19 protein-coding genes are annotated in these 23,415 nt (G+C 72.2%); 15 read left to right on the top strand and 4 right to left on the bottom strand.

Annotated elements, in window-relative coordinates:
- Positions 1 to 38: 38 nt before the first annotated feature.
- Positions 39 to 1,247, bottom strand: coding sequence for a DUF349 domain-containing protein (locus ABGB05_RS05675; RefSeq protein ID WP_347652083.1), 1,209 nt, complete (start codon positions 1,245 to 1,247; stop codon positions 39 to 41).
- A gap of 155 nt (positions 1,248 to 1,402) precedes the next feature.
- Here ABGB05_RS05675 and ABGB05_RS05670 point away from each other — a divergent pair, with 155 nt between their 5' ends.
- Genes ABGB05_RS05670 through dapF form a run of 3 tightly spaced genes read left to right on the top strand, consistent with a single transcriptional unit; the run spans position 1,403 to position 3,985 of the window.
- The gene (locus ABGB05_RS05670; RefSeq protein WP_347652082.1) at positions 1,403 to 2,221 is read left to right on the top strand and encodes a hypothetical protein; all 819 of its coding nucleotides are present in this window, start codon (positions 1,403 to 1,405) and stop codon (positions 2,219 to 2,221) included.
- Positions 2,218 to 3,132 carry a tRNA (adenosine(37)-N6)-dimethylallyltransferase MiaA gene (gene miaA, locus ABGB05_RS05665; RefSeq protein ID WP_347652081.1) on the top strand — a complete coding sequence of 305 codons (915 nt, stop codon included), beginning with the start codon at positions 2,218 to 2,220 and terminating at the stop codon, positions 3,130 to 3,132. Before ABGB05_RS05670 ends, miaA begins: the two co-directional genes overlap by 4 nt.
- A gap of 7 nt (positions 3,133 to 3,139) precedes the next feature.
- On the top strand, positions 3,140 to 3,985 hold the full coding sequence (dapF, locus tag ABGB05_RS05660; RefSeq protein ID WP_347652079.1) for a diaminopimelate epimerase: 846 nt from the start codon (positions 3,140 to 3,142) through the stop codon (positions 3,983 to 3,985).
- 63 nt (positions 3,986 to 4,048) lie between these two features.
- Here dapF and ABGB05_RS05655 read toward each other — a convergent pair whose 3' ends face one another.
- A complete protein-coding gene (locus tag ABGB05_RS05655) occupies positions 4,049 to 5,530 on the bottom strand; it encodes an NAD-dependent malic enzyme (protein WP_347652078.1) in 1,482 nt (493 codons plus the stop codon).
- Between the two features lie 474 nt (positions 5,531 to 6,004).
- Here ABGB05_RS05655 and hflX point away from each other — a divergent pair, with 474 nt between their 5' ends.
- Both hflX and ABGB05_RS05645 read left to right on the top strand, forming a co-directional pair.
- Positions 6,005 to 7,435 (top strand): GTPase HflX, encoded by a 1,431-nt coding sequence (gene hflX / locus ABGB05_RS05650; protein ID WP_347652238.1) that lies wholly within the window; start codon positions 6,005 to 6,007, stop codon positions 7,433 to 7,435.
- Between the two features lie 81 nt (positions 7,436 to 7,516).
- Entirely contained in the window at positions 7,517 to 9,250 is a 1,734-nt protein-coding gene (locus ABGB05_RS05645; protein ID WP_347652077.1) for a hypothetical protein, read from the top strand.
- Positions 9,251 to 9,358: 108 nt separating this feature from the next.
- On the opposite strand, the gene lexA is transcribed toward ABGB05_RS05645, so the two are convergent.
- Positions 9,359 to 10,144 (bottom strand): transcriptional repressor LexA, encoded by a 786-nt coding sequence (gene lexA, locus ABGB05_RS05640; protein WP_347652076.1) that lies wholly within the window; start codon positions 10,142 to 10,144, stop codon positions 9,359 to 9,361.
- 314 nt (positions 10,145 to 10,458) lie between these two features.
- Between lexA and ABGB05_RS05635 the strand changes: the two genes are divergently transcribed.
- The 8 genes from ABGB05_RS05635 (at position 10,459) to ABGB05_RS05600 (ending at position 20,293) form a co-directional block, all read left to right on the top strand.
- On the top strand, positions 10,459 to 10,731 hold the full coding sequence (locus ABGB05_RS05635; RefSeq protein ID WP_347652075.1) for a LysM peptidoglycan-binding domain-containing protein: 273 nt from the start codon (positions 10,459 to 10,461) through the stop codon (positions 10,729 to 10,731).
- 254 nt (positions 10,732 to 10,985) lie between these two features.
- Positions 10,986 to 11,504 (top strand): transcriptional regulator NrdR, encoded by a 519-nt coding sequence (gene nrdR, locus ABGB05_RS05630; RefSeq protein ID WP_347652074.1) that lies wholly within the window; start codon positions 10,986 to 10,988, stop codon positions 11,502 to 11,504.
- A 70-nt stretch (positions 11,505 to 11,574) separates the two neighbouring features.
- On the top strand, positions 11,575 to 14,445 hold the full coding sequence (locus ABGB05_RS05625; protein WP_347652073.1) for a vitamin B12-dependent ribonucleotide reductase: 2,871 nt from the start codon (positions 11,575 to 11,577) through the stop codon (positions 14,443 to 14,445).
- A gap of 178 nt (positions 14,446 to 14,623) precedes the next feature.
- On the top strand, positions 14,624 to 15,559 hold the full coding sequence (locus tag ABGB05_RS05620) for a DUF2332 domain-containing protein (protein WP_347652071.1): 936 nt from the start codon (positions 14,624 to 14,626) through the stop codon (positions 15,557 to 15,559).
- Positions 15,560 to 15,849: 290 nt separating this feature from the next.
- On the top strand, positions 15,850 to 17,487 hold the full coding sequence (gene abc-f, locus ABGB05_RS05615; RefSeq protein ID WP_347652070.1) for a ribosomal protection-like ABC-F family protein: 1,638 nt from the start codon (positions 15,850 to 15,852) through the stop codon (positions 17,485 to 17,487).
- Positions 17,488 to 17,510: 23 nt separating this feature from the next.
- Positions 17,511 to 19,211, top strand: coding sequence for an ABC-F family ATP-binding cassette domain-containing protein (locus ABGB05_RS05610; protein ID WP_347652069.1), 1,701 nt, complete (start codon positions 17,511 to 17,513; stop codon positions 19,209 to 19,211).
- A gap of 97 nt (positions 19,212 to 19,308) precedes the next feature.
- Positions 19,309 to 19,614 (top strand): DUF5522 domain-containing protein, encoded by a 306-nt coding sequence (locus ABGB05_RS05605; RefSeq protein ID WP_347652068.1) that lies wholly within the window; start codon positions 19,309 to 19,311, stop codon positions 19,612 to 19,614.
- A gap of 118 nt (positions 19,615 to 19,732) precedes the next feature.
- A complete protein-coding gene (locus tag ABGB05_RS05600; RefSeq protein WP_347652067.1) occupies positions 19,733 to 20,293 on the top strand; it encodes a hypothetical protein in 561 nt (186 codons plus the stop codon).
- Between the two features lie 133 nt (positions 20,294 to 20,426).
- On the opposite strand, the gene ABGB05_RS05595 is transcribed toward ABGB05_RS05600, so the two are convergent.
- Positions 20,427 to 21,116: a metal-dependent transcriptional regulator gene (locus ABGB05_RS05595; RefSeq protein WP_347652065.1), complete on the bottom strand. Its 690-nt coding sequence runs from the start codon at positions 21,114 to 21,116 to the stop codon at positions 20,427 to 20,429.
- A 97-nt stretch (positions 21,117 to 21,213) separates the two neighbouring features.
- Between ABGB05_RS05595 and ABGB05_RS05590 the strand changes: the two genes are divergently transcribed.
- Both ABGB05_RS05590 and ABGB05_RS05585 read left to right on the top strand, forming a co-directional pair.
- On the top strand, positions 21,214 to 22,077 hold the full coding sequence (locus ABGB05_RS05590) for a sulfurtransferase (RefSeq protein WP_347652064.1): 864 nt from the start codon (positions 21,214 to 21,216) through the stop codon (positions 22,075 to 22,077).
- Between the two features lie 71 nt (positions 22,078 to 22,148).
- Positions 22,149 to 23,330: an acetoin utilization protein AcuC gene (locus ABGB05_RS05585; protein WP_347652062.1), complete on the top strand. Its 1,182-nt coding sequence runs from the start codon at positions 22,149 to 22,151 to the stop codon at positions 23,328 to 23,330.
- Positions 23,331 to 23,415: the final 85 nt, after the last annotated feature.

Raw genomic sequence — 23,415 nt, 5'->3', positions numbered from 1 at the left:
GGAAAGGGGCCCTCCGGAAGATCCGGGACCGGCCCGGGTCAGCTCGCCTGTTCGGCGAGTTCGAGGAAGCGCCGCTTGGACGCCAGTGCCTGCTCGGCCTCGCGGATCCGTCGGGCGTCACCGGCGCTCTGTGCCCGGGCGAGCCGCTGTTCGGCCTCGGCGACCTGTTCCCGCATCTGCGCGAGCAGCGGGTTGGCCGACGGCTCGGTCCGCCGCCACGCCGAATCCATCGCCTGACGGACCTTCTCCTCCACCACGCGGATCCGCCGGTCCAGGTTGGCCGCCGCCTCGCGGGGCACCCGGCCCGCCTCGTGCCACTGGCCCTGGATCTCGCGCAGCTTCGCCTGCGCGCCCCGGGGGTCGGCCTCGACGTCCAGCGCCTCCGCCTCGGCGAGCAGGGCCTGCTTGCGCTCCAGGTTGCCGCGCAGCTCGGCGTCCCGGGCCGAGAAAACCTCGCTGCGCCGGGAGAAGAAGGCGTCCTGCGCACCCCGGAACCGCTCCCAGAGCCGTTCCTCGGCCTCCTTCGAGGCCCGGGGCGCGGCCTTCCACTGTGTCATCAGTTCCCGCAGCCGGTTGGCGGTGGCCGCCCAGTCGGTCGAGTCGGCCAGCGACTCGGCCTCGGTCACCAACTGCTCCTTGACCCCCTGGGCCTGCTTACGCTGGGCGTCCAGAGTGGCGAAGTGGGCACCCCGACGGCGGGTGAAGCCGTCCCGGGCGGCGGCGAACCGCTTCCACAGCTCACCGTCGGTCTTCTTGTCGACACCCCGGATGGTCTTCCACTCGTCCAGGATCTCCTTGAGCCGGTCGCCGGCGGTCTTCCACCCGGTCGACTCGGCGGCCAGCTTCTCGGCCTCCTCGACGAGTGCCGTCTTCCGGGCCACCGCCTCGGTACGGGCGGTCTCCCGGGCGGCCCGCGCCTCGCCGGCCTTGCCCTCGGCCACCGTGGCGAGCCGTTCCAGCCGGGTGGCGAGCCCGTCGATGTCGCCGACCACGTGTGCCTCGGCGAGCGAGGTCCGCAGGCGTCGGATGGTGGTCAGCGATCCGGACGGGTCCGCGGCCCCGGAGTTGAGCCGGGCCTCGACCAGGTCGACCTCGGTGACCAGGTCGGCGAAGCGGCGGGCGAAGTGGGCCAGGCCCTCCTCCGGTGCTCCGGCCTGCCAGGAACCGACCACCCGCTCACCCTCGGCCGTCTTGACGTAGACGTTGCCGTCCTCATCCACCCGTCCAAAGGCAGTCCAGTCACTCATGTGCCCATCCTCGTTCTCCCGACGCCGGCGGGGCTGGGGGTCCCCGACGTACGCCGCCACGGCGCAGCGAAGTTTCTCCCGGCATTGTCACAGGTCCAACCCGGTCCCCGTCGAGCGCCTGTCGTCGACCGTGACCATACGGTGTCTTTGACCGTATGGGGACCACCTGGCCTGCGGGCGGAGGGTTGCCCGCCCGCTACGGTGAAGCCGTGCCACTGGTCGCCGCCGCTGTCTGTCCGCATCCACCGCTCATCGTTCCCGCGCTCGCCGGGTCGGCCGCCGGTGAACTCGCCGGCCTCCGGGAAGCCTGTGACGAGGCGGTCACCCGACTCGTCGACTCCGCGGCCCGCCGGGTGGTGGTGGTCGGCGCCGACACCGCGACCCTCGAACACCACCTTCCCACCCGCGGCTCCTTCGCGCCATGGGGTGTTCCGGTGGAGGTGACCATCGGCGACCCGGACCGGGCGGCGGGACGACCGTCCCTGCCGTTGAGTCTGTCGGTGGCCGCCTGGCTGGTGACCCGACAGGCCGACGACGTACGCCCGGATCTCTGGCACCTGGTCAGCGTGGCGCAGGACGCCCCGGTGGCCGACTGCGTCCGGCTCGCCGAGCGGCTCGCCGCGATCGGTTCCGCCGGTGCCGACGAACCGTGGGCGCTGCTGGTGATGGGCGACGGCTCGGCCTGTCGGGGGGAGAAGTCCCCCGGGTACGACGACCCGGCCGCCCAGCCGTACGACGACGGGGTCGCCGCGGCGTTGGCGGCGGCGGACGGTGCGGCGCTGCTGGCGTTGCCGCCGGAGCTGTCGACGCGGCTACGGGTCACCGGGCGGGCGCCCTGGCAGGTGCTGGCGGCCGCGACGCGGCACAGTGGGCTGCCCTGGCGTGGTGACCTCTCCTACTACGCGGCGCCGTACGGCGTGAGCTACCTCGTCGCCAGCTGGACGCCGGCCGTCCCGACGGGACCGTCCCGATGACGGCGGGTCCGGTGGTCGCGGTGGTCGGGCCGACCGCCGCAGGCAAGTCCGCGTTGAGTGTGGCGTTGGCGCACGCCCTGAACGGCGAGGTGGTCAACGCCGACTCGATGCAGTTGTACCGGGGCATGGACATCGGCACCGCCAAGCTCACCCCCGCCGAACGGGCCGGGGTGCCGCACCACCTGCTGGACATCTGGCCGGTCAGCGAGCCGGCGAGCGTGGCGGAGTACCAGCGGCTGGCCCGGGCCGCGGTCGACGACATCCTGGCCCGTGACCGGGTGCCGCTGCTGGTCGGCGGATCCGGCCTCTACGTCCGGGCGGTGCTCGACGAGTTCGAGTTCCCGGGCACGGATCCGGTGGTGCGGGCGAGGCTGGAGGACGAGCTGCGGGCGGTGGGACCCGAGCCGCTCCATGCCCGGTTGCGGGCCGCCGACCCGGTCGCGGCGTCGCACATCCTGCCCGGCAACGGGCGACGCATCGTCCGGGCGTTGGAGGTGATCGAACTCACCGGGGCGCCGTTCACCGCCGCCCTGCCCCAACCGACTCCCTGGTACGACGCGGTCCAGATCGGGGTCGACCTGGACACCGCGACCCTCGACGAGCGGATCGGTGTCCGGGTGGACCGGATGTGGGAGGCCGGTCTGGTCGCCGAGACCGCCGACCTGGTCGAGCGCGGCCTGCGGTCCGGCCGTACGGCCAGTCGGGCCCTCGGCTACCAGCAGGTGCTGCGGATGTTCGACGGGGAACTGGACGAGGCGGCGGCGCGGGACGACACGGTCCGGGCCACCCGACGGTTCGTCCGCCGGCAGCGCTCCTGGTTCCGGCGCGACTCCCGGATCAGCTGGCTGGACGCGGCCCGGGACGACCTGGTCGAGGCCGCGTTGGCGACGGTCGCCGCGGCTCGGGGATGATGGGGGCGTGCACTTCACCAAGGGCCACGGCACCGGCAACGACTTCGTCATCCTGCCCGACCCCGACGGTCAGCTGGAGCTGACCCCGGCGGTCGTGGCCGCGCTCTGCGACCGACGGCGGGGCATCGGCGCCGACGGCGTACTGCGGGTGGTCCGGGCGGCCAAACATCCGGACGCGGTCGGCCACGCCGACGCCGCCGAGTGGTTCATGGACTACTGGAACGCCGACGGCTCCATCGCCGAGATGTGCGGCAACGGGACCCGGGTCTTCACCCGCTACCTGACCGTGCACGGGCTCGCCGAGCCGGTCGACGGTACGCTGCCGCTGGCCACCCGGGCCGGCGTGGTCCAGGTGCGGGTGGGCGCCGAGGAGATCGCCGTCGACCTGGGCGCGCCCCGGATCACCGGTCGGGATGTCGCCACCCTCGGCGGGCTGACCCTGACGGGTACGGCGGTGGACTGCGGCAACCCGCACCTGGTCTGTCAGCTGCCGCACAGCATCGAACTGGCGAACCTGGACCTGACCCGGGCCCCGGGATTCGACCCGGCGGTTTTCCCGGCCGGCGTCAACGTGGAGTTTGTCGTACCGGCCGAACCGGTGGCGGGCGCTGACCTGCACGTGCTGATGCGGGTCCACGAGCGGGGTTCGGGGGAGACCCTGTCCTGCGGCTCGGGCGCCTGCGCGGTGGCGGCGGTGGCGGTCCGGGACGCGGGCCGGACCGCCGGGGTGGTGGCGGTCGACGTACCGGGCGGCCGGCTGACCGTCACGGTCGACGAGCGGAGCTGCTGGCTGGCCGGCCCGGCGGTGCTGGTCGCACACGGCGAGATCGACCCGGCCGGCCTGCCCGTCTGACCGATCGTGGTCGGGAAGGGCCCCTTGTGACGCCACGCCGGGGAAGGGGCCCTTCCGCGGCGCTCAGCTGGAGAGCGGGCTGGCCGGCGCGGCGGCCTCGGCGGCGATCTCGGGCAGGTCGGCCGGACCGGAGTCGGCGGCCGGCGGCGGCGCCGGGTGGTGGGCGGCGGCCCGGACGGCGGCCGCGACCGCCGGAGCGACCCGGGAGTCGAAGACGCTCGGCACGATGACCGTCGGGTTGATCTTGTCCGAGCCGACCACGTCGGCGATCGCCCGGGCGGCGGCGATCGCCATCTCCTCGGTGAACTCCTCGGCGTGTGCGTCCAGCATGCCCCGGAACACCCCCGGGAAGGCGAGCACGTTGTTGATCTGGTTCGGCTGGTCGGACCGGCCGGTGGCGACCACCGCCGCGTGCTTGCGCGCCTCGCGCGGGTCGACCTCGGGGTCCGGGTTGGCCAGCGCGAAGACGATCGCGTCCGGGGCCATCGCGGCGATGTCCTCCCCGGTGAGCAGGTTGGGGGCGCTCACCCCGATGAAGACGTCCGCACCCCGCAGCGCCGACGTGAGGTCTCCGGAGAAGTCCTCCCGGTTGGTGTTCTCGGCCAGCCACTGCCAGGCCGGGTTGAGTCCGGTCAGGCCACGGTGCAGGGCACCCTGGCGGTCGTACGCGATGATGTCGCCGACGCCCTGACGGAGCAGCAGCTTCATGATCGCCGTACCGGCGGCACCGGCGCCGGAGACCACGACCCGTACGTCGGCGAGCTTCTTGCCCACCACCCGCAGCGCGTTGGTCAGCGCGGCGAGGACGACGATCGCGGTGCCGTGCTGGTCGTCGTGGAAGACCGGAATGTCGAGCAGGTCCCGCAGTCGGGTCTCGATCTCGAAGCAGCGGGGGGCGGCGATGTCCTCCAGGTTGATCCCGCCGTACTGCGGGGCGATCGCCCGGACGATCGAGACGATCTCGTCCGGGTCCTGGGTGTCCAGCACCACCGGCCAGGCGTCGACCCCGCCGAACCGCTTGAACAGGGCGGCCTTGCCCTCCATCACCGGCAGTGCGGCGGCCGGGCCGATGTTGCCCAAGCCCAGTACGGCCGAGCCGTCGGTCACCACCGCGACCGTGTTCCGCTTGATGGTGAGCCGGCGGGCGTCCTTCGGGTTCTCCGCGATCGCGAGGCAGACCCGGGCGACACCCGGCGTGTACGCCCGGGACAGCTCGTCCCGGTTGCGGAGCGCCACCTTCGGGGAGACCTCGATCTTTCCGCCCAGATGGAGCAGGAAGGTACGGTCGGAGACCTTCCGGACATCCACCCCGTCGAGCGCGGTCAACGACCGTACGACCTGGTCGGCGTGGGTGGCGTCGGCGGTGTCGCAGGTGAGGTCCACGATCACCGTGGTGGGGTCGGAGTCGACCACGTCGAGCGCGGTGACGATGGCGCCGGCCTCGCCGACGCAGGTGGTCAACCGGCCGATGGCCGAGGCGTCCGCCGTTACCCCGATCCGGATGGTGATCGAGAATCCGGCACTCGGCAGTCGCGTGATCCCCACGTCGTCGTCCTCCGTCGTCTTCCCGCGGCGTCGTTGCCGCCGTCAGCATTCTTCACCCCACCGGGGAGGGTGGAAAACCGCCCGGTACCGGTGGTGGTCGCCGTTCGGCGACCCGGATCACCCTAGGCCGGTCCGGAAACGTCGCTGACGTCAGCCCGGTTCGACCAGCCGCGGTTCCCCCGGTGACGCGCCACCGGGGGGCCGGGCGTCGGGTAGGCGTCGCGGGCAGCGGTGCGGGTAGACCACGGGCGGGACCCGGTCCGCAGGCCCGGCCGTACCGGCCGGGATATAGCGGGTGCACCGGGCGCACGGGCGTGTCACGATTGAGTACTACCGACGCAGGGACAACACCTGACACCGGCAGCACAGACCCCACCAGACGCAGGGCCGGACCGGACAGGCACCGCAGAGCCGGTCACGGAGGCCCGAAGAGAACCGGAGGACGGTTTGCGAGACCAGGAAAGCTTCGTTCGGCTGGCGGACGAGGACCTCGACGCCATCGTCATCAACGACGATGACGACGTCACCACCGGCGAACTGGAGCTGGAGGACCGCCAGGCGCTGCGCCGGGTCGCCGGTCTCTCCACCGAGCTCGCCGACGTCACCGAGGTCGAGTACCGGCAGTTGCGGCTGGAGCGCGTGGTCCTGGTCGGCGTCTGGACCGACGGCACCGTGACCGACGCGGAGAACTCCCTGACCGAGCTCGCCGCGCTGGCCGAGACGGCCGGCTCACAGGTGCTCGAGGGGCTGATCCAGCGGCGCAGCCGGCCCGACCCGGCCACCTACATCGGTCGGGGCAAGGTGGACGACCTGAGTGCGGTGGTCCGCTCCACCGGCGCCGACACGGTGATCTGTGACGGGGAACTCTCGCCGTCGCAGCTGCGCAACCTGGAACAGCGCACCAAGGTCAAGGTTGTCGACCGGACTGCGCTGATCCTGGACATCTTCGCCCAGCACGCCAAGAGCCGGGAGGGCAAGGCACAGGTCGAGCTGGCCCAGCTCGAGTACCTGCTGCCCCGACTGCGGGGTTGGGGTGAGACCCTCTCCCGGCAGACCGGTGGTAGCGGCCGCGGCGGCGGCGCCGGCGGCGGTGTGGGTGTGCGTGGTCCGGGTGAGACCAAGCTCGAGACCGACCGGCGCCGGATCCGGTTCCGGATCTCCCGGCTGCGCCGCGAGATCAAGGCCATGCGGACCGTACGACAGACCAAGCGGGCCCGGCGGACCCGCGGCAACGTACCGGCGGTGGCGATCGCCGGCTACACCAACGCCGGCAAGTCCAGCCTGCTCAACCGGCTGACGAACGCCGGTGTCCTGGTGGAGAACGCCCTCTTCGCCACCCTGGACCCGACGACCCGCCGGTCGTACACCTCGGACGGGCGGGTCTACACGTTGGCGGACACGGTCGGATTCGTCCGACACCTGCCGCACCAGATCGTCGAGGCGTTCCGGTCCACCCTCGAGGAGGTCGCCGACGCCGATCTTGTCGTGCACGTGGTCGACGGCGCGCATCCCGACCCTGAGGAGCAGGTGCGGGCGGTCCGGGAGGTACTGGCCCAGGTCGGTGCCGACAAGCTGCCCGAGCTGCTGGTGATCAACAAGACCGACGCGGCGGACGAGGAGACCCTGCTCCGGTTGAAGCGGGAGTGGCCGGACGCGGTCTTCGTGTCCGCCCGGACCGGCCGGGGGATCGACGGGCTGCGGGCCACGATCGAGGCCCGGCTGCCCCGCCCGGCGGTCGAGGTCCGCGCGGTGTTGCCGTACGACCGGGGTGACCTGGTGGCCCGGGTGCACCGGCAGGGTGAGGTGCTCGGCACGGCCCACCTGCCGGAGGGGACGAAGTTGCACGTCCGGGTCGACGAGGCGCTGGCGGCGGAACTGGCGCCGTACCAGGAGGTAGTGGGATGAGGCTGCCCGCTCCGACACGGCAGCCCTGAGTTGATCACGCCGCCTCACCGGTTTGCGCCGCGCGCATGCGACACTGGGCGAATGCGGCGAGTCCTCTCCACGGTGCTGGTTGGCTCCGGTGCCCTCGGGTTGAGTCTGGGCCTGGTCGGGGTCACCCTCGGCGTCGGCGTCACGGCGGCGTCGGCCGACGCCGGCAAGAAGGTCTGCACCATCACCGACGAGCGGATGAGTGAACTCTCCGGGCTGGTCGCCACCCGCGACGGCTTCGTCGTGATCAACGACGGCAGCGAGGATCCCGCCCGGGAGCGGGTCTTCCTGCTGACCGACAAGTGCAAGCTCGCCGACACGGTCGCCTACGGTGGCAGCGGCCCGCTCGACCCGGAGGATCTGGCGATCTCCCCGGACGGCAAGACGTTGTGGATCGCCGACACCGGGGACAACGGCGCGACCCGGCGGCCCACGGTCGCGCTGTGGAGCATGCCGGTGGACGGTTCGGCGGCGCCGGTCATCCACCGGCTCGCGTTCCCGGACGAGAAGCGGCACGACGCGGAGGCGCTGCTGATCGGGGACGACGACGTTCCGCTGATCATCACGAAGACGACCGGCAAGGCCGAGATCTACCGCCCGACCGGCGCCCTGAAGAAGAACAACACCGCGGGTGTGCCGTTGGAGAAGGCCGGCGAGATCTCGCTGCCGAAGACCACCACCGCCAACCGTTTCGGGCCGGCCGGCCGGCAGACCGTCACCGGCGCGGCGCGGTCCCTGGACGGCAAGCGGATCGCACTCCGCACCTACGCCGACGCCTTCGAGTGGGACGTCCGGGACGGCGACCTGGTCAAGACCCTGACCAGCGGTACGCCCCGGACCACCGCGCTGGAGGACCCGTTCGGCGAGGCGATCGCCTACACCGCGGACGGCAAGAGTTTCCTGACGGTCTCGGACGTCGCCGCGCTGGACGAGCCGACCGACGTGACGATCCTGAGCTACACCCCGGCCACGGTGGTCGCCGCGGCGGCCGACGGGGCCGCGGGTGATTCGGCGAAGTCGGAGACGTCCTGGACGGATTCGCTGACCCTGGACGACATCACGTACCTCATCGGCGGTCTGGGTGTGATCGGCGCGATCCTGGTCGCGCTCGGCGTCTTCGGCATCCTGCGGGCCCGCCGTCGACCCGACGAGGGTCTGGGGGCCGGCGGCGTCGACGGCGACGACAACGGTCCGCGGTCCGGCCGCAAGGGCCGGCCGGGCGCCGGCGGCGATCCCGGGGCGGGCCGGCAGCCGGGTCCCGACGAGCGGGACGGGGCCGGTTGGGGCCAGGGTGCCGGCGGCTACGGCCAGGGCTACCGTTCGGATCGTCCCGCGGACGACTTCGAGCCGGTGGGGCGGGGCGCGGCGTCCGGCGGCGGTGTGTACGGTGGCCGACCCGCCGCCGGTGGGTCCTACGGTGGGCAAAGCACGCCGGATCGGGGCGCCCCGGTCGGGCGCCCGAGGTCCGGTGGCGGTGGCGGTGGCGTCTACGGCGGCCAGCGGCCGCCGGGTGGTGGCCGGGCCGGCCAGCCGGTGCCCGGAGGTGCCCCACCAGCGGGCCGGCGGGGCGGTGGGGGCGGTGTCTACGGCGGCGGCGGACAGCCACCGGCTGGCGGTGGCGGCGTCTATGGTGGCGGCGGACAGCCTCCGCGTGGCCCGCAGGGCGGCGGCCGGCGAGGGCCCGGGCCGGACGACGAGCCGTGGGCCGGTCCGAGGCGTGGCGGCGGTCAGTACGGCCAGCCCCGGCAGCGCCCTGGCGGCTACCCGGAGGAGCCCGACCACCGCTGATCCGGCGGCTCCCGGTGACGTGGAGGCTGGCGCCTATTCCGGTCGCCACCTGGGCCGGAACCTGGTCGGGTGCCGGCGGTCCGGCCGGCACCCGTGGTCGGTGCCGGCTCAGATCCGCCGCAGTACGGCAACCACTCGGCCCATGATGGTGGCACTGTCTCCGGGGATGGGGTCGAAGGCGGGGTTCTGCGGCATCAGCCAGACGTGTCCGTCGCGCTGCCGGTACGTCTTGACCGTCGCCTCGCCGTCGAGCATCGCCGCGACGATCTCGCCGGAGTTCGCGGTCGGCTGCTGCCGGACGACCACCCAGTCGCCGTCGCAGATCGCCGCCTCGAGCATCGAGTCGCCCTTGACCTGGAGCATGAAGACCTCGCCCTCCCCGACCAGTTCGCGGGGCAGTGGGAAGACGTCCTCGACAGCCTGTTCGGCGAGGATCGGCCCACCGGCGGCGATCCGGCCGAGCAGCGGCACGTAGGCGGGAGTCGGGCGTTGTGCCCGGGCCGTCTCGTCGTCGACGATGTCGCTCGGCGGTCGTACGTCCACCGCCCGGGGGCGGTTGGGGTCGCGGCGCAGGAAACCCTTCCGCTCCAGCTCCTTGAGCTGGTACGCCACGCTGGACGGGGAGACCAGTCCGACCGCCTCGCCGATCTCGCGCACGCTCGGCGGGTAGCCGTACCGCTCCACCCAGTCCCGGATGAACTCGAGGATGCGCCGCTGCCGGGCGGTGAGGTCGGCGTTGACCAGGTCGGGGAAGGTGCTGACCACCGGGGTGACGGCGCGCAGCGTCGGCGCGGCGTCCCGGGCCCGGGTGCCGGCACCACGTCGGCCGGCCCGGCTGCTCGGGGCGGTGCTCTTCTGTGCTTTCTGCCGGCTTGTCCGGTCGTCGGTCGACACGTCGTCCTCCTGGTGGCGGTGCGCTGCCTTGGCGGCTCGTGGTGCGTCGTGGGTCGACGTCCGCCCGGTGCGGTACCGGGGCGGTGTCGATGTTCACGACCGTATAGGTGAGATCACACAGTTTCAAACATCTGTACGACATCCGGTCCGGCGTGTCGGCCCCGGATGCTCGACATCGAACGCCTGTTCTGATAGACCATCGTACGTTCTAGCCTTCGAACTGGTGTTCGATCATGGAGGTCACGATGGGTGTGACGCAGGTTCCGGGGGCGTCCCGTGGGGGTCGACTGCGGCTGACCCGCCGGGGTCGGGCGGTGGTTACCATCCTTCTGCTGCTTCTCGTGGCCGCCGCCGCGGCCGTGCTCTCCCCGGCGTCCCGGGCGTCCCGGCCCGGGTCGGGTGTCGCACACGCGACGGCCCCGGCCGCCGTCGTGGTGGGCCCGGGTGACAGTCTCTGGTCGTTGGCCGAGCGGCACCGACCGGACCGGGATCCAGCCACGGTCGTCGATGAGATCCGTCGGCTCAACCGGATGGACGGCTACCTGGTGTACGTCGGTCAGCGCCTGCTCCTGCCGGCCGACCGGTAACCCGGAGGGTTGCCGGGAGGTTGACAAAATGCGGGCCGCGCCACGCCCCGTCAACTTGACCTCGGCTCTTCCTGGGCATACGGTCGACCCCTAGATGTAGTAGTCACAAGGCTGTAAGTCGCCTATAGGTTGGGGTTCAACTACCCACAGCTTTCAGGTACGCCGGTCCTGCGGGAGCCACCACGAGTGGTCGGCCCGGGGTTGACGGCTGCCCGGGGGCGGATGGCGTCGGCGGCGGTGAGAGGAGGGGCGGCATGCGGTGTCCGTACTGTCGGCACCCCGATTCCCGGGTGGTCGACTCCCGTGAGGCCGACGACGGTCAGCTGATCCGTCGGCGTCGGTCCTGCCCCGAGTGTGGCAAGCGGTTCACCACGGTCGAGGAGGCCGTGCTCGCGGTGGTCAAGCGCAGCGGGGTCACCGAGCCGTTCAGCCGTACGAAGATCATTGGCGGGGTACGGAAGGCGTGTCAGGGGCGTCCGGTGGACGACGACCGGATCGCCCTGCTGGCCCAGCGGGTCGAGGAGACGGTCCGGGCCAGGGGCGCGGCCGAGATCCCGAGCCACGAGGTCGGGCTCGCCATCCTGGGACCGCTGCGGGAGTTGGACGAGGTGGCCTATCTGCGCTTCGCCAGCGTGTACCGGTCGTTCGAGTCGTTGGACGACTTCGAGCGGGAGATCGAGACGCTGCGCGCGGCGGCGGAGGCCCGTCGCCAGTCGGGGGACGGCGCGGGACCGGCCGGGTCGGCCATTCCGGCCGCGGCGCCGACCAGCTAGTACGTGTTCATTTCGAAGTCGAGGACGGACGTACGGCGGGGAGCCGTGCGCGCGTGAGGGGGCGGATGATATGTCGGGGGATGGTGTGACCGCAGGTAAGTCACGGACCCGGACGGCACCGACGACCGGGCTCAAGGTCGAGCGGGTGTGGACGACCGAGGGGGTGCACCCGTACGACGAGGTGACCTGGGAGCGCCGGGACGTCGTCATGACGAACTGGCGGGACGGCTCGATCAACTTCGAGCAGCGGGGCGTGGAGTTCCCGGACTCCTGGAGCGTCAACGCGGCCAACATCGTGACCACCAAGTACTTCCGGGGCGCGGTCGGCACCCCGGAGCGGGAGTGGTCGCTCAAGCAGCTCATCGACCGGGTGGTGACGACGTACCGGGCGGCGGGGGAGAAGCACGGCTACTTCGCCACCCCGGCCGACGCGGAGATCTTCGCCCACGAGCTGACCTGGATGCTGCTTCACCAGGTGTTCAGCTTCAACTCGCCGGTCTGGTTCAACGTCGGGACCGCCTCGCCGCAGCAGGTCTCCGCCTGTTTCATCCTCTCGGTCGACGACTCGATGGACTCGATCCTCGACTGGTACAAGGAGGAGGGCCTGATCTTCAAGGGTGGGTCGGGCTCCGGGGTCAACCTCTCCCGGATCCGTTCCTCCAAGGAGCTGCTCTCCAGCGGCGGCACCGCCTCCGGCCCGGTCAGCTTCATGCGCGGGGCGGACGCCAGCGCCGGCACCATCAAGTCCGGCGGCGCGACCCGCCGCGCGGCCAAGATGGTCATCCTCGACGTCGACCACCCGGACGTCGAGGAGTTCGTGGTCACCAAGGCCCGGGAAGAACACAAGATCCGGGCCCTGCGGGACGCCGGCTTCGACATGGACCTCGGCGGCTCCGACATCGTCAGCGTGCAGTACCAGAACGCCAACAACTCGGTCCGGGTCTCCGACGAGTTCATGAACGCGGTGGAGAAGGAGGGCTCGTTCGACCTGCGCGGCCGGATGGACGGCGCGGTGATCGAGACGATCGACGCCAAGAAGCTGTTCCGCACGATCGCCCAGGCCGCCTGGGAGTGCGCCGACCCCGGCCTGCAGTACGACGACACGATCAACGACTGGCACACCTGCCCGGAGACCGGGCGGATCACCGCGTCGAACCCTTGCTCGGAGTACCTGCACCTGGACAACTCCTCCTGCAACCTGGCCTCGCTCAACCTGATGAAGTTCCTCCGCGCCGACGGTGGCTTCGAGGTGGAGAAGTTCGTCAGGTCGGTCGAGTTCGTCATCACCGCGATGGACATCTCGATCTGCTTCGCCGACTTCCCGACCGAGAAGATCGGCGAGACCACCCGCCTGTACCGGCAGCTGGGCATCGGCTACGCGAACCTCGGCGCCCTGCTGATGGCCTCCGGCCTGCCGTACGACTCGGACCAGGGCCGCTCGGTCGCCGCGGCGATCACCTCGCTGATGACCGGTACCGCGTACCGGCGGTCCGCCGAGCTGGCCGGCGTCGTCGGGCCGTACGACGGCTACGCCCGCAACGCCGAGCCGCACAAGCGGGTGATGCGCAAGCACGCCGCCGCCAACGACGAGATCAAGCCGACCGGTACGGTGGCCACCGCCATCCAGCGGGAGGCCACGAAGCAGTGGACCCAGGGCAACAAGATCGGTGACAAGTTCGGCTGGCGGAACTCGCAGGCCAGCGTCCTCGCGCCGACCGGCACCATCGGTTTCATGATGGACTGCGACACCACCGGTGTGGAGCCGGACCTGGCGCTGGTCAAGTTCAAGAAGCTGGTCGGCGGCGGCTCGATGCAGATCGTCAACCAGACCGTGCCCCGCGCCCTGCGCAGCCTCGGCTACCCGGAGGAGCAGGTCGAGGCGATCGTCGAGCACATCGCCGACCACGGCCACGTGGTGGACGCCCCGGGCCTCAAGCCGGAGCACTACCCGGTCTTCGACTGCGCGATGGGTGAGCGTTCCATCGCCCCGATGGGGCACGTGCGGATGATGGCCGCCATCCAGCCGTTCGTCTCCGGTGGCATCTCGAAGACGGTCAACATGCCGGAGTCGGCGACCGTCGAGGACGTCGAGAAGATCTACTTCGAGGGCTGGAAGCTCGGCCTCAAGGCCCTCGCGATCTACCGTGACAACTGCAAGGTCGGCCAGCCGCTCTCGGTGGCCAAGTCGAACAAGGGCACCGAGACCCCGGCCGCCGAGGTCGAGAAGGTCGTCGAGAAGGTCGTCGAGTACCGGCCGGTGCGCAAGCGGCTGCCCAAGAAGCGGCCCTCGTCGACGGTGTCGTTCTCGGTCGCCGGGGCGGAGGGCTACCTCACCGCCTCGTCGTACCCGGACGACGGCCTCGGTGAGGTCTTCCTCAAGATGTCCAAGCAGGGCTCGACGCTGGCCGGGGTGATGGACGCCTTCTCGGTGGCCATCTCGATCGGCCTGCAGTACGGGGTGCCGCTGGAGACGTACGTCGCGAAGTTCACCAACATGCGGTTCGAGCCCGCCGGGATGACCGACGACTCGGACATCCGGTTGGCGACCTCGGTGATGGACTACATCTTCCGTCGGCTCGCCCTGGACTTCCTGCCCTACGAGCGGCGGGCGGAGCTGGGCATCTTCACCGCCAAGGAGCGGGCCGCGCAGCTGCGGGCCGAGGCGGAGGCGGAGAGCGCGGTGGACCTCGCCGCGATGGCCGCGTCGGCTCCGGTGGCGAAGCCGGCGCAGACCCCGACCGAGGAGACCGCGACGCCGGCGGAGCAGCCGGCCGAGGCGGCCCGCCCGGCGGCCCGGGTGGGTTCGTCGACCGAGTTGCTGGAGGCGGTGCTCGGCAAGGCGCAGGACGCCCCGCTCTGCTTCACCTGCGGCACGAAGATGCGCCCGGCCGGCAGCTGCTACGTCTGCGAGGGCTGCGGTTCCACCTCCGGCTGCAGCTGAGCCCGGAACGGGTTGACGCAACGGTCGGCCGGGCACGTCGAGCACTGACGGCCAGGTCGGCGGAAGGGAGTCGGGCGGCCGCCCGACTCCCTTCCGCGTACCCGGGTCCGGGTCGGCGGCTCGGTCAGCCGCGTCGCCCCTCAGGGCCGGGGTCGGCGGGATCGACTACCCTCGCGCCATGACGATCGCCGCCCGCTACGCCGAATTCGCGGCCCGGGAGGCGTACGGCGTGTCACCCCAGTACGCGCGGCTGTCGTCGGCGGTCAGCGGGGACGAGACCCTGCTGGCCCTGCTCGGCACCCTGCCGCCGGCCAAGACCCAGCCGAACCTGCTGTTCGGTGTCGTACGGCTGCTCGGCGGTCCGGTCGACGACCCGGACGCCTTCCACGACTTCACCGTGACGAACTGGCCGGCGGTCGAGGCGGAGATCCGTGACCGGGCCACCCAGACGAACGAGGCGGGGCGGTGCGCCGTACTGCTGCCGGTCCTCGCGGCGCTACCGCAGCCGCTCGCCCTACTGGAGGTCGGCGCCTCCGCCGGGCTCTGCCTCTATCCCGACCGGTACGGCTACCGGTACGGCGACCACCTGCTCGGCGGGGGTGAGCCGGTGCTGGAGTGCACCCTCACCGGGGCGGCGCCGCCGTCCGCCCGACCCGAGGTGGTGTGGCGGGCCGGGCTCGACCTGAATCCGCTCGACGTGACCGACCCGGCGGACGTCGGCTGGCTCGACGCGCTCATCTGGCCGGAGCACACCCACCGCCGGGCCCGGTTGCGGGCCGCCGTCGCGGTCGTCTCGGCCGAGCCACCGCTGCTCGTCCGGGGTGACCTGGTGGACGACCTGCCGGCGCTGGTCGCGCGGGCCCCGGCCGGCGCGACCCTGGTGGTGTTCCACACCTCCGTGCTCTACCAGGTGCCGGAGCCGCGCCGGACCGCGTTTGTCGAGCTGGTCCGCGACCTGCCCGGGCGCTGGATCGCGAACGAGGACCCGGGCGTGCTGCGCCACGGCACGCTACCGACGCCTCCCGGCCCGGCTTTGCACAACGTGCTGGCGCTGGACGGCAGGCCGCTGGCCTGGACCAGGGGACACGGGCAGGCGATGACCTGGTTCGGCTGAGACCGGCCGGTGTCGCCCCGCCGTACCGGGGTACCCGAGGTCCGTCGGACGTGCTTGGCACCCGTCGGCGGCAGCGGCGGCGCCCGTGCTGTTATCCTGGACCACCAGCGATCTCGACCAGGGAGACCAGACGTGGCAGGTGACGACGACATCTCCGGGTGATACCGGGATGTGATCGGCCGGCGGTGGGTGCGTTCTCGCGCCACCGTGGCCATGCCGTCGTCGTACGAGCCCCACGTCCAACTGCTGGGCGGCACGGGTCCGCCCACCGCACCCGAGGTCTGTCTCCGATGTCCGACGCTTTCATCGTCTGTTCCCACCTGTCCTTTTCCTGGCCGGACGACACTCCGGTCTTCCAGGGCCTCTCCTTCACCCTGCCGGGCGGCCGGACCGGCCTGGTCGCGCCGAACGGCGCCGGAAAGAGCACCCTGCTCAAGCTGATCGCCGGCGAGTTGCGTCCCGGTGCCGGCGGCATCACGGTCAACGGGGTGCTCGGCTACCTCCCGCAGACCCTGCCGCTGGCCGGCGACCTGACCGTGGCCGACGTGCTCGGCATCGCCCCGGTGATCCGGGCACTGCACGCGATCGAGGCCGGGGACGCCAGCGAGGAACACTTCACGGTGGTCGGGGACGACTGGGACATCGAGGAACGCAGCCGGGGCGAACTCGACCGGCTCGGCCTGGTCGACGTCCCGTTCGACCGGCCTCTGGGTACACTCAGCGGCGGTCAGGTCATCTCCCTCGGACTCGCCGCGCAGCTGCTGAAGCGGCCCGACGTCCTGCTCCTCGACGAGCCGACCAACAACCTCGACCTCGACGCCCGGCACAAGCTCTACGCCGTGCTGGAGGAGTGGGGCGGTTGTCTGCTGCTGGTCAGCCACGACCGTGCCCTGCTCGACCGGATGGACCGGATCGCCGAACTCGACCGGGGGGAACTGCGGTTCCACGGCGGCAACTACACCGCGTACGAGGCGGCGGTCCAGGCGGCGCAGGAGGTCGCCGAGAAGAACGTCCGCAACGCGGAGCAGGAGCTGAAACGGGAGAAGCGGGAGATGCAGCAGGCCCGGGAGCGGGCCCAGCGGCGGGCCAGCAACGCCCAGAGGAACCTGAAGAACGCCGGCCTGCCGAAGATCTTCGCCGGGACGATGAAACGGGGCGCCCAGGAGGCGGCGGGCAGGGCGAACGAGACCCACGCCAACCGGGTCAGCGAGGCCCGGAGCCGGCTCGACGAGGCGAGCCGGGCGCTGCGTGACGAGCAGCGGATCGCCCTCGAGCTCCCGGACACCAGCGTCCCGGCCGGCCGTACCGTCTTCGTCGGCGAGCAGTTGCAGGTCCGGTACGCCGACCGGCCGGTCTTCGCCGGCGACGGCCTCGACCTGACGATCCGGGGACCGGAGCGGATCGCGCTCACCGGTCCGAACGGCGCCGGCAAGTCCACCCTGCTGCGTCTGCTCCACGGTGGCCTGGCCCCCGGCAGCGGCCAGCTCAAGCGGGCCGAGGGCCGGGTCGCCTACCTGTCGCAACGGCTGGACCTGCTGGACCTGGACCGGACCGTGGCGGAGAACCTGGCCGCGTTCGCCCCCACCAGACCGGAGGCGGAGCGGATGAACCTGCTCGCCCGCTTCCTGTTCCGAGGCTCCCGGATCCACCTACCGGTCGGGGTGCTCTCCGGTGGCGAGCGGCTGCGGGCCACCCTGGCCTGCGTCCTGTACGCCGAACCGGCACCGCAGCTGCTGCTGCTCGACGAGCCGACGAACAACCTCGACCTGGTCAGCGTCGGCCAGTTGGAGAGCGCGCTCGGGGCGTACCAGGGCGCGTTCGTGGTGGTCAGCCACGACGAACGGTTCCTCGCCGAGATCGGGGTGGACCGCTGGCTACGGCTGGCCGACGGCCGACTGCGGGAGACGACGGGACCGGACGGCGTCTGATCCCGGATCTGTTGGTGACCGCCGTGTCCACATCAGCCCTGCTCGCCCACGATCTCGTCCGTACCTTCGGCAGCCGTCGGGTACTCGACGGAGTCTCACTCACCGCCGCACCCGGCCACCGGATCGGGCTGATCGGCGAGAACGGCACCGGCAAGTCCACCCTGCTCCGGTTGCTGGCCGGGGTGGAACGGCCCGACTCCGGTACCGTCGTACGCCCGCCGGCGGTGGGTTTCCTGCCGCAGGAGACGCCCTTCGACCCCACCTCGACGGTGGCGGACGTGCTCGACGACGCGTTACGCGAGGCCCGGGCGGTGGTGGCCGCGCTCGACCGGCTCACCGGTGCGCTGGCCACCACCCCGGAGCACTCGCCGGCCTACGCCGACCTGCTCATCGCGTACGGCGAGCGGCTCGAAGAGGCGCAGGAGGGTGACGCCTGGGACGCCGACCGCCGGGCCCGGGTTGTCCTCGCCGGGCTCGGGCTCGGCGGGATCCCGGACGACCGGACGTTGGGGTCGATCTCCGGCGGGCAACGCGGCCGGCTCGGACTGGCCGCGCTGCTGATCCGTCGACCCTCGGCACTGCTGCTCGACGAGCCCACCAACCATCTCGACGACGGGGCGGCGACCTTCCTCGAGGAGCAGTTGCGCGGGCTGTCCGGCGTGGTGGTCCTGGCGAGTCACGACCGGGCGTTCCTGGAGGCGGTCTGCACCGATCTGATCGACCTCGACCCGGCCCTGGGCGGGCCGGTGCGCTACGGCGGCGCGTACTCCGCCTACCAGGCCGCGAAGCGCGCGGAGCGGGCCCGGTGGCAGCGGCGTTTCACCGAGGAGCAGGCGGAGCTGGCCGGGCTGCGCCGCGCGGTCGACACGACCGCGCACCAGGTGGCGCCCGGCCGGGACCGCCGCGACAACGAGAAGATGGGGTACGGCCACACCGCCGGCCGGGTGCAGAACCAGATCTCCCGACGGGTACGCGACGCCGCCCGCCGCCTCGACGAACTGGTACGCGACCAGGTCCCCGCGCCGCCGGAGCCGCTGCGTTTCCGGGGAGTCGGGCTGACCGCCGGCGGCGGCGCAGCGGTCTCCGGTGTCCTCGGCTCCTCCGACGCTCCCGGCTCCTCCGACGTCCCCGGAGCCGGCGGTGGGGACGCCGGAACACTGCTGTCGCTGCGGGACCTGCGGGTGCCCGGTCGGTTGACCGTCGACCGGCTCGACGTGTCCGCCGCCGACCGTCTCCTGGTCACCGGCGCGAACGGGACCGGAAAGTCGACGCTGCTCGCGGTGATGGCCGGAAGGTTGGCGGTCGGCGGCTGCCACCGCCGGCCCGGACTGCGGGTCGGTCTGCTCGCCCAGGACACCGTCTTCGACCGGCCGGACGGTACCGCCGAGCAGGTCTACCTGCGGGCGCTGGGCGCGGAACGGGCAGGGGTCGTACCGCTGCGCTCGCTCGGTCTGCTCGGCCCGGCGGACCTTGACCGGCGGGTGGGTGACCTGTCGGTCGGGCAACGTCGTCGGTTGGCCCTGGCGCTGTTGGTGGCCGATCCTCCCGAGCTGCTGTTGCTCGACGAGCCGACCAACCATCTCTCGCCCCGGCTCTGCGACGAGCTGGAGGAGGCGTTGGGCGCCGGTCCCGGCGCGGTGGTGCTGGCCAGCCACGACCGTTGGTTGCGGTCCCGTTGGCCGGGCCGGGAGTTCCGGCTGGTGCCGGCTGCCGGCACACCCTGACGGCCCCGGCACCCGGCGGAGCCCGGGCCTCCGGGTGTGCTCCGTCGGTGCCGGGGTGTCGTGGTGGGACGCCGCGGGTGTCGTAGGGTCGGCGGCGATGGAGGCTGACGAGACACCCGGCCGGCGGCTGCCGTTGGCGCCGCGTCCGCTGGACCGACCGCATCCGTCCCGGCTGCCCTTGGACCACCCGGACCGGCTGCGGATCCTGGCCGCGCACTCCGCCGCGTTGGCGGCCGGTCAGGTCGGCTATCCGGATCCGGCGACCGGGCTGTTCGTGCTCACCGCCGGCTTCCTCGCCCGACGGGGTACCTGTTGCGGGCGGGGCTGCCGACACTGCCCGTACGTCGACGACCCGCCGGTAACCCGGACGGGTGATACCAGGGAAGCGGAATCGTCGGATTAACGGGCAGACCTGGGTTATCCGCCCATCGATTTCCGGGGCGGGCCCGCCGTCGGGTTTTCCCCGCCGCCCCGGAAGTCGTACCGTGTCCGACGGGCTTCCGGTCGGACGGACCGGGGCGGTGGAAAGGGGAGAGATGCGCGGGCGACTCTGCCTGATCGGGGCCGGACTGTTGATGCTCGCCGGGTGTGCCGACGAGCCCGCGCGACAGACGAGCCTCCCGGCACCGGAGGTGGTACGGCTGCCCGCGGCGTCCGCCGGCGGCGCCTGTCAGTTGGTGGACTATCCGACGATCGAGGAGGTCACCGGCGTCCGGTTCGACGTATCGGCGGCGAGCCGGCACGAGAAGACGGACACCTGCGTGCTGCGGGGAGAGGACGCCGACGGACCGGAACTCGCGCTCTCGGTGAGCCCGACCACGGCCGACGCCGCCATCTTCGCCGACGAGGTGGTGCCGCGCGGTGGCAAGACGGTCAAGGGGCTCGGCAAGGCGGCCTACCACGTGGCGGTGAAGCCGGCCAAGAACTCGGGGCCCGGGCTGGAGGTGGGGTGGCTCACCGGCGACAAGCGACTGGTCAGCCTCCACTACACCTTCCCGGAGGGGGAGGCCCAGGCGGCTGCGGAGGAGTTCGCGGACAAGCTCGTCGCCCTGGCGAAGAAGATCGACACCAGCAGCCTCTGACCGACCCTGGTCGACGGGCCACCGACCGACCCCGGGGGCCGGTCGGTTCGGCCACGGCCGCGGGTTCGGTGGTCAGGACAGCACTGCCGGTCAAGGTGCGCCCGGTCAGGACGGCCCGGTCAGGGCGACCCGGTCAGTGGGCGGCCACGAAGACGCGGGAGGCGACCTCACGTGGGAGGCGGATCTTGTCGCCGGACCGGTCGATCGTCACGCCGTCGCGTTCCTGGGCGACCGTGACCGTGGCGCCCGGGTCGACACCCGCGGCGTGCAGCTGGCGAAGCACGTCACCGTCGGTCTGCACACTCTCGCAGATCCGCCGGACGACAACCGGCCCACTCAGACCCGGGAAGGCGAGATTCCGCTCACCCTCCGTCGGGCTGTCGGAGGTCGGTACGTCGGACTGGGCGACCAGCGACTCCAGCCCGGGGATCGGGTTGCCGTACGGCGAGCGGGTGGGCCGGTTCAGCAGCTCGTAGACCTTTTTCTCGACCGAGTCGCTCATCACGTGCTCCCACCGGCAGGCCTCCTCGTGGGCCTCCTCGTAGGGCATCCCGATGACGTTGACGAGCAGCAGCTCGGCCAGCCGGTGCTTGCGCATCACGGAGACCGCGTGCGCCCGCCCCAGGGCGGTGAGCTGCAGGTGTCGGGCGTCTTCGATGGTCAACAGCCCGTCGCGCTCCATCCGGGCCACGGTCTGGCTGACGGTCGGCCCGCTCTGCCGGAGCCGCTCGGCGATCCGGGCACGCAGCGGCGGCACACCCTCTTCCTCCAGCTCGAGGATGGTGCGCAGGTACATCTCGGTGGTGTCGACTAGGTCGTTCACGTCAGCGGTCCTCCCGAAAAAGATGTTACCTCGGGATACCGACAATCAGTGTCGCCGAGCCGGGCGCTTCCAGGCCCGATGGTGTTGACTGGACGCCGTGCCCGGAAAAGACGATCTTCTGATCGACGTGACCGACCTCGCGCTGGCGCTGACGTCCGACGACCCGCCCACGGTGCTGGACGTGCGGTGGCGGCTCGCCGGCCCGCCCGGGCGCGGCGACTACCTCGCCGGCCACCTGCCCGGTGCGGTCTTCGTCGATCTCGACACCGAGCTGTGCGGACCGCCGGGAGCGAGCGGACGGCACCCGTTGCCCGGCCCGGCCGTGCTGGAGGAGGCGCTGCGGGCGGCCGGGGTCCGGTCGGGCCGGCCGGTGGTGGTCTACGACGGCGGGGACGGGATGGCGGCGGCCAGGGCCTGGTGGACCCTGCGGTGGGCCGGGCACCAGCAGGTCCGGGTTCTGGACGGTGGTTTCCCGGCCTGGTCCGCGGCCGGGTTGCCGGTCACCGCGGAGCAACCGGCGCCGGAGCCGGGCGACATCACGGTGCAACCCGGCGGCCTGCCGACCCTCGACGCCGACGGCGCCGCGGCCCGGGCGTCCGACGGGGTTCTGCTCGACGTCCGGACCGGGCCGCGCTACCGCGGTGAGACCGAGCCGGTCGACCCCGTCGCCGGGCACATCCCCGGCGCGGTCAACCTGCCGGCCGCCGAGTACGTCGGTCCGGACGGCCGCCTGCCGGCCGCCGACGTTCTCCGCGCCCGGTTCGCCGAGGTCGGGGTCCGGCCGGGTACGCCGGTCGGCGCGTACTGCGGTTCGGGGGTGACCGCCGCGCAGGCGGTGCTGGCGCTGCACCGCGCCGGTCACCCCGACGCCGCCCTCTACGTCGGTTCCTGGAGCGACTGGCTCACCGATCCCCGCCGTCCGGTGGCGACCGGCGACACCGGAGCCGCCGAGCGTCGTTGACCGCCGTCCGCCTCGGAGCGGGCCGGTTCCGATCCCACGGGCCGGCCCCGGGCCGTGCGACGATGGGCGCCATGTCGGATGACACCGTGGTGATCTGGGACGAGAGTCTGCTGACGTACGACCTGGGCGATCACCCACTCGACCCGGTACGGGTGGAGTTGACCATCGCGCTGGCGCGGGAGCTGGGGGTTCTCGACCGGTCCGGCGTACGGGTGGTGGCGCCGACCCCGGCCGACGACGCCGCCCTGGCCCGGGTGCACCGACCGGACTATCTGGACGCGGTCCGTGCCGCCCCGCACGACCCGCTCTTCTCCGGCTACGGTCTCGGCACGTCGGACAACCCCATCTTCGACGGCATGCACGAGGCCGGCGCCCTGGTCGCCGGCGCCAGCCTGGCGGCTGCCGAGGCGGTCTGGCGGGGCGAGGCCCGGCGGGCGGTCAACGTCGCCGGCGGTCTGCACCATGCCATGCCGAGCCGGGCCTCCGGGTTTTGTGTCTACAACGACCCGGCGGTGGCCATCGCCCGGCTGCTCGACCTGGGCGCGGAACGGGTGGCCTACGTCGACGTCGACGTGCACCACGGTGACGGGGTGCAGCAGATCTTCTACGAGGATCCCCGGGTGCTGACGATCAGCCTGCACGAGACCCCGTTGGCGCTCTTCCCGGGCACCGGCTTCGCCGACGAGACCGGTGGCCCCGGCGCCGAGGGCGGTGCGGTGAACCTGCCGCTGCCGCCGGGGACCGGGGACGCCGGATGGTTGCGGGCCTTCCACGCCACCGTGCCGTCGGTGCTGCGGGCGTTCCGACCGCAGATCCTGGTCACCCAGTGCGGTGTGGACACTCATCGGCTCGACCCGCTCGCCGACCTGCGGATGACCGTGGACGGTCAGCGGGCGAGCTACCTGGCCCTGCGCGGCCTGGCCGACGAACTCTGTGACGGCCGGTGGGTGGCCACCGGAGGCGGCGGCTACGCGCTCGTCGAGGCGGTGCCGAGGGCGTGGACGCATCTGCTCGGTGTGGCCACCGGCGAACCGCTCGATCCGGCGGCGTTGACTCCGCCCACCTGGCGGGCGCTGGCCCGCGAACGTCGCCCCCAGCGTGACGTGCCGCTGCGGATGACCGACGACGCCGACCCGTCGTACGAGCCGTGGCAGCCGTCCGGCGAACCGGACGCGGTGGACCGGGCCATCATGGCCACCCGCAAGGCGGTGTTCCCGCTGTACGACCTCGATCCGCAGGACCCGGCGCGCTGACCCGCCGGATGCCGGCCGTCACAGTGGTGCCCGCTGTTTCGTCCTGGGATCGGCTCCTCCGTGGTCGGCTCTTCGTCGACCAGCA

Source organism: Plantactinospora sp. B5E13, assembly GCF_039871775.1.
GTDB lineage: Bacteria > Actinomycetota > Actinomycetes > Mycobacteriales > Micromonosporaceae > Plantactinospora.
This window is presented reverse-complemented; position numbering and strand designations above follow the sequence as displayed.

Bases quoted from the DNA above. Each gene is read 5' to 3' on its own strand.
- ABGB05_RS05675 (WP_347652083.1), bottom strand. From the start codon at position 1,247: ATGAGTGACTGGACTGCCTTTGGACGGGTGGATGAGGACGGCAACGTC.
- ABGB05_RS05670 (WP_347652082.1), top strand. From the start codon at position 1,403: ATGGGGACCACCTGGCCTGCGGGCGGAGGGTTGCCCGCCCGCTACGGT.
- miaA (WP_347652081.1), top strand. From the start codon at position 2,218: ATGACGGCGGGTCCGGTGGTCGCGGTGGTCGGGCCGACCGCCGCAGGC.
- ABGB05_RS05645 (WP_347652077.1), top strand. From the start codon at position 7,517: ATGCGGCGAGTCCTCTCCACGGTGCTGGTTGGCTCCGGTGCCCTCGGG.
- nrdR (WP_347652074.1), top strand. From the start codon at position 10,986: ATGCGGTGTCCGTACTGTCGGCACCCCGATTCCCGGGTGGTCGACTCC.
- ABGB05_RS05625 (WP_347652073.1), top strand. From the start codon at position 11,575: ATGTCGGGGGATGGTGTGACCGCAGGTAAGTCACGGACCCGGACGGCA.
- ABGB05_RS05620 (WP_347652071.1), top strand. From the start codon at position 14,624: ATGACGATCGCCGCCCGCTACGCCGAATTCGCGGCCCGGGAGGCGTAC.
- abc-f (WP_347652070.1), top strand. From the start codon at position 15,850: ATGTCCGACGCTTTCATCGTCTGTTCCCACCTGTCCTTTTCCTGGCCG.
- ABGB05_RS05605 (WP_347652068.1), top strand. From the start codon at position 19,309: ATGGAGGCTGACGAGACACCCGGCCGGCGGCTGCCGTTGGCGCCGCGT.
- ABGB05_RS05585 (WP_347652062.1), top strand. From the start codon at position 22,149: ATGTCGGATGACACCGTGGTGATCTGGGACGAGAGTCTGCTGACGTAC.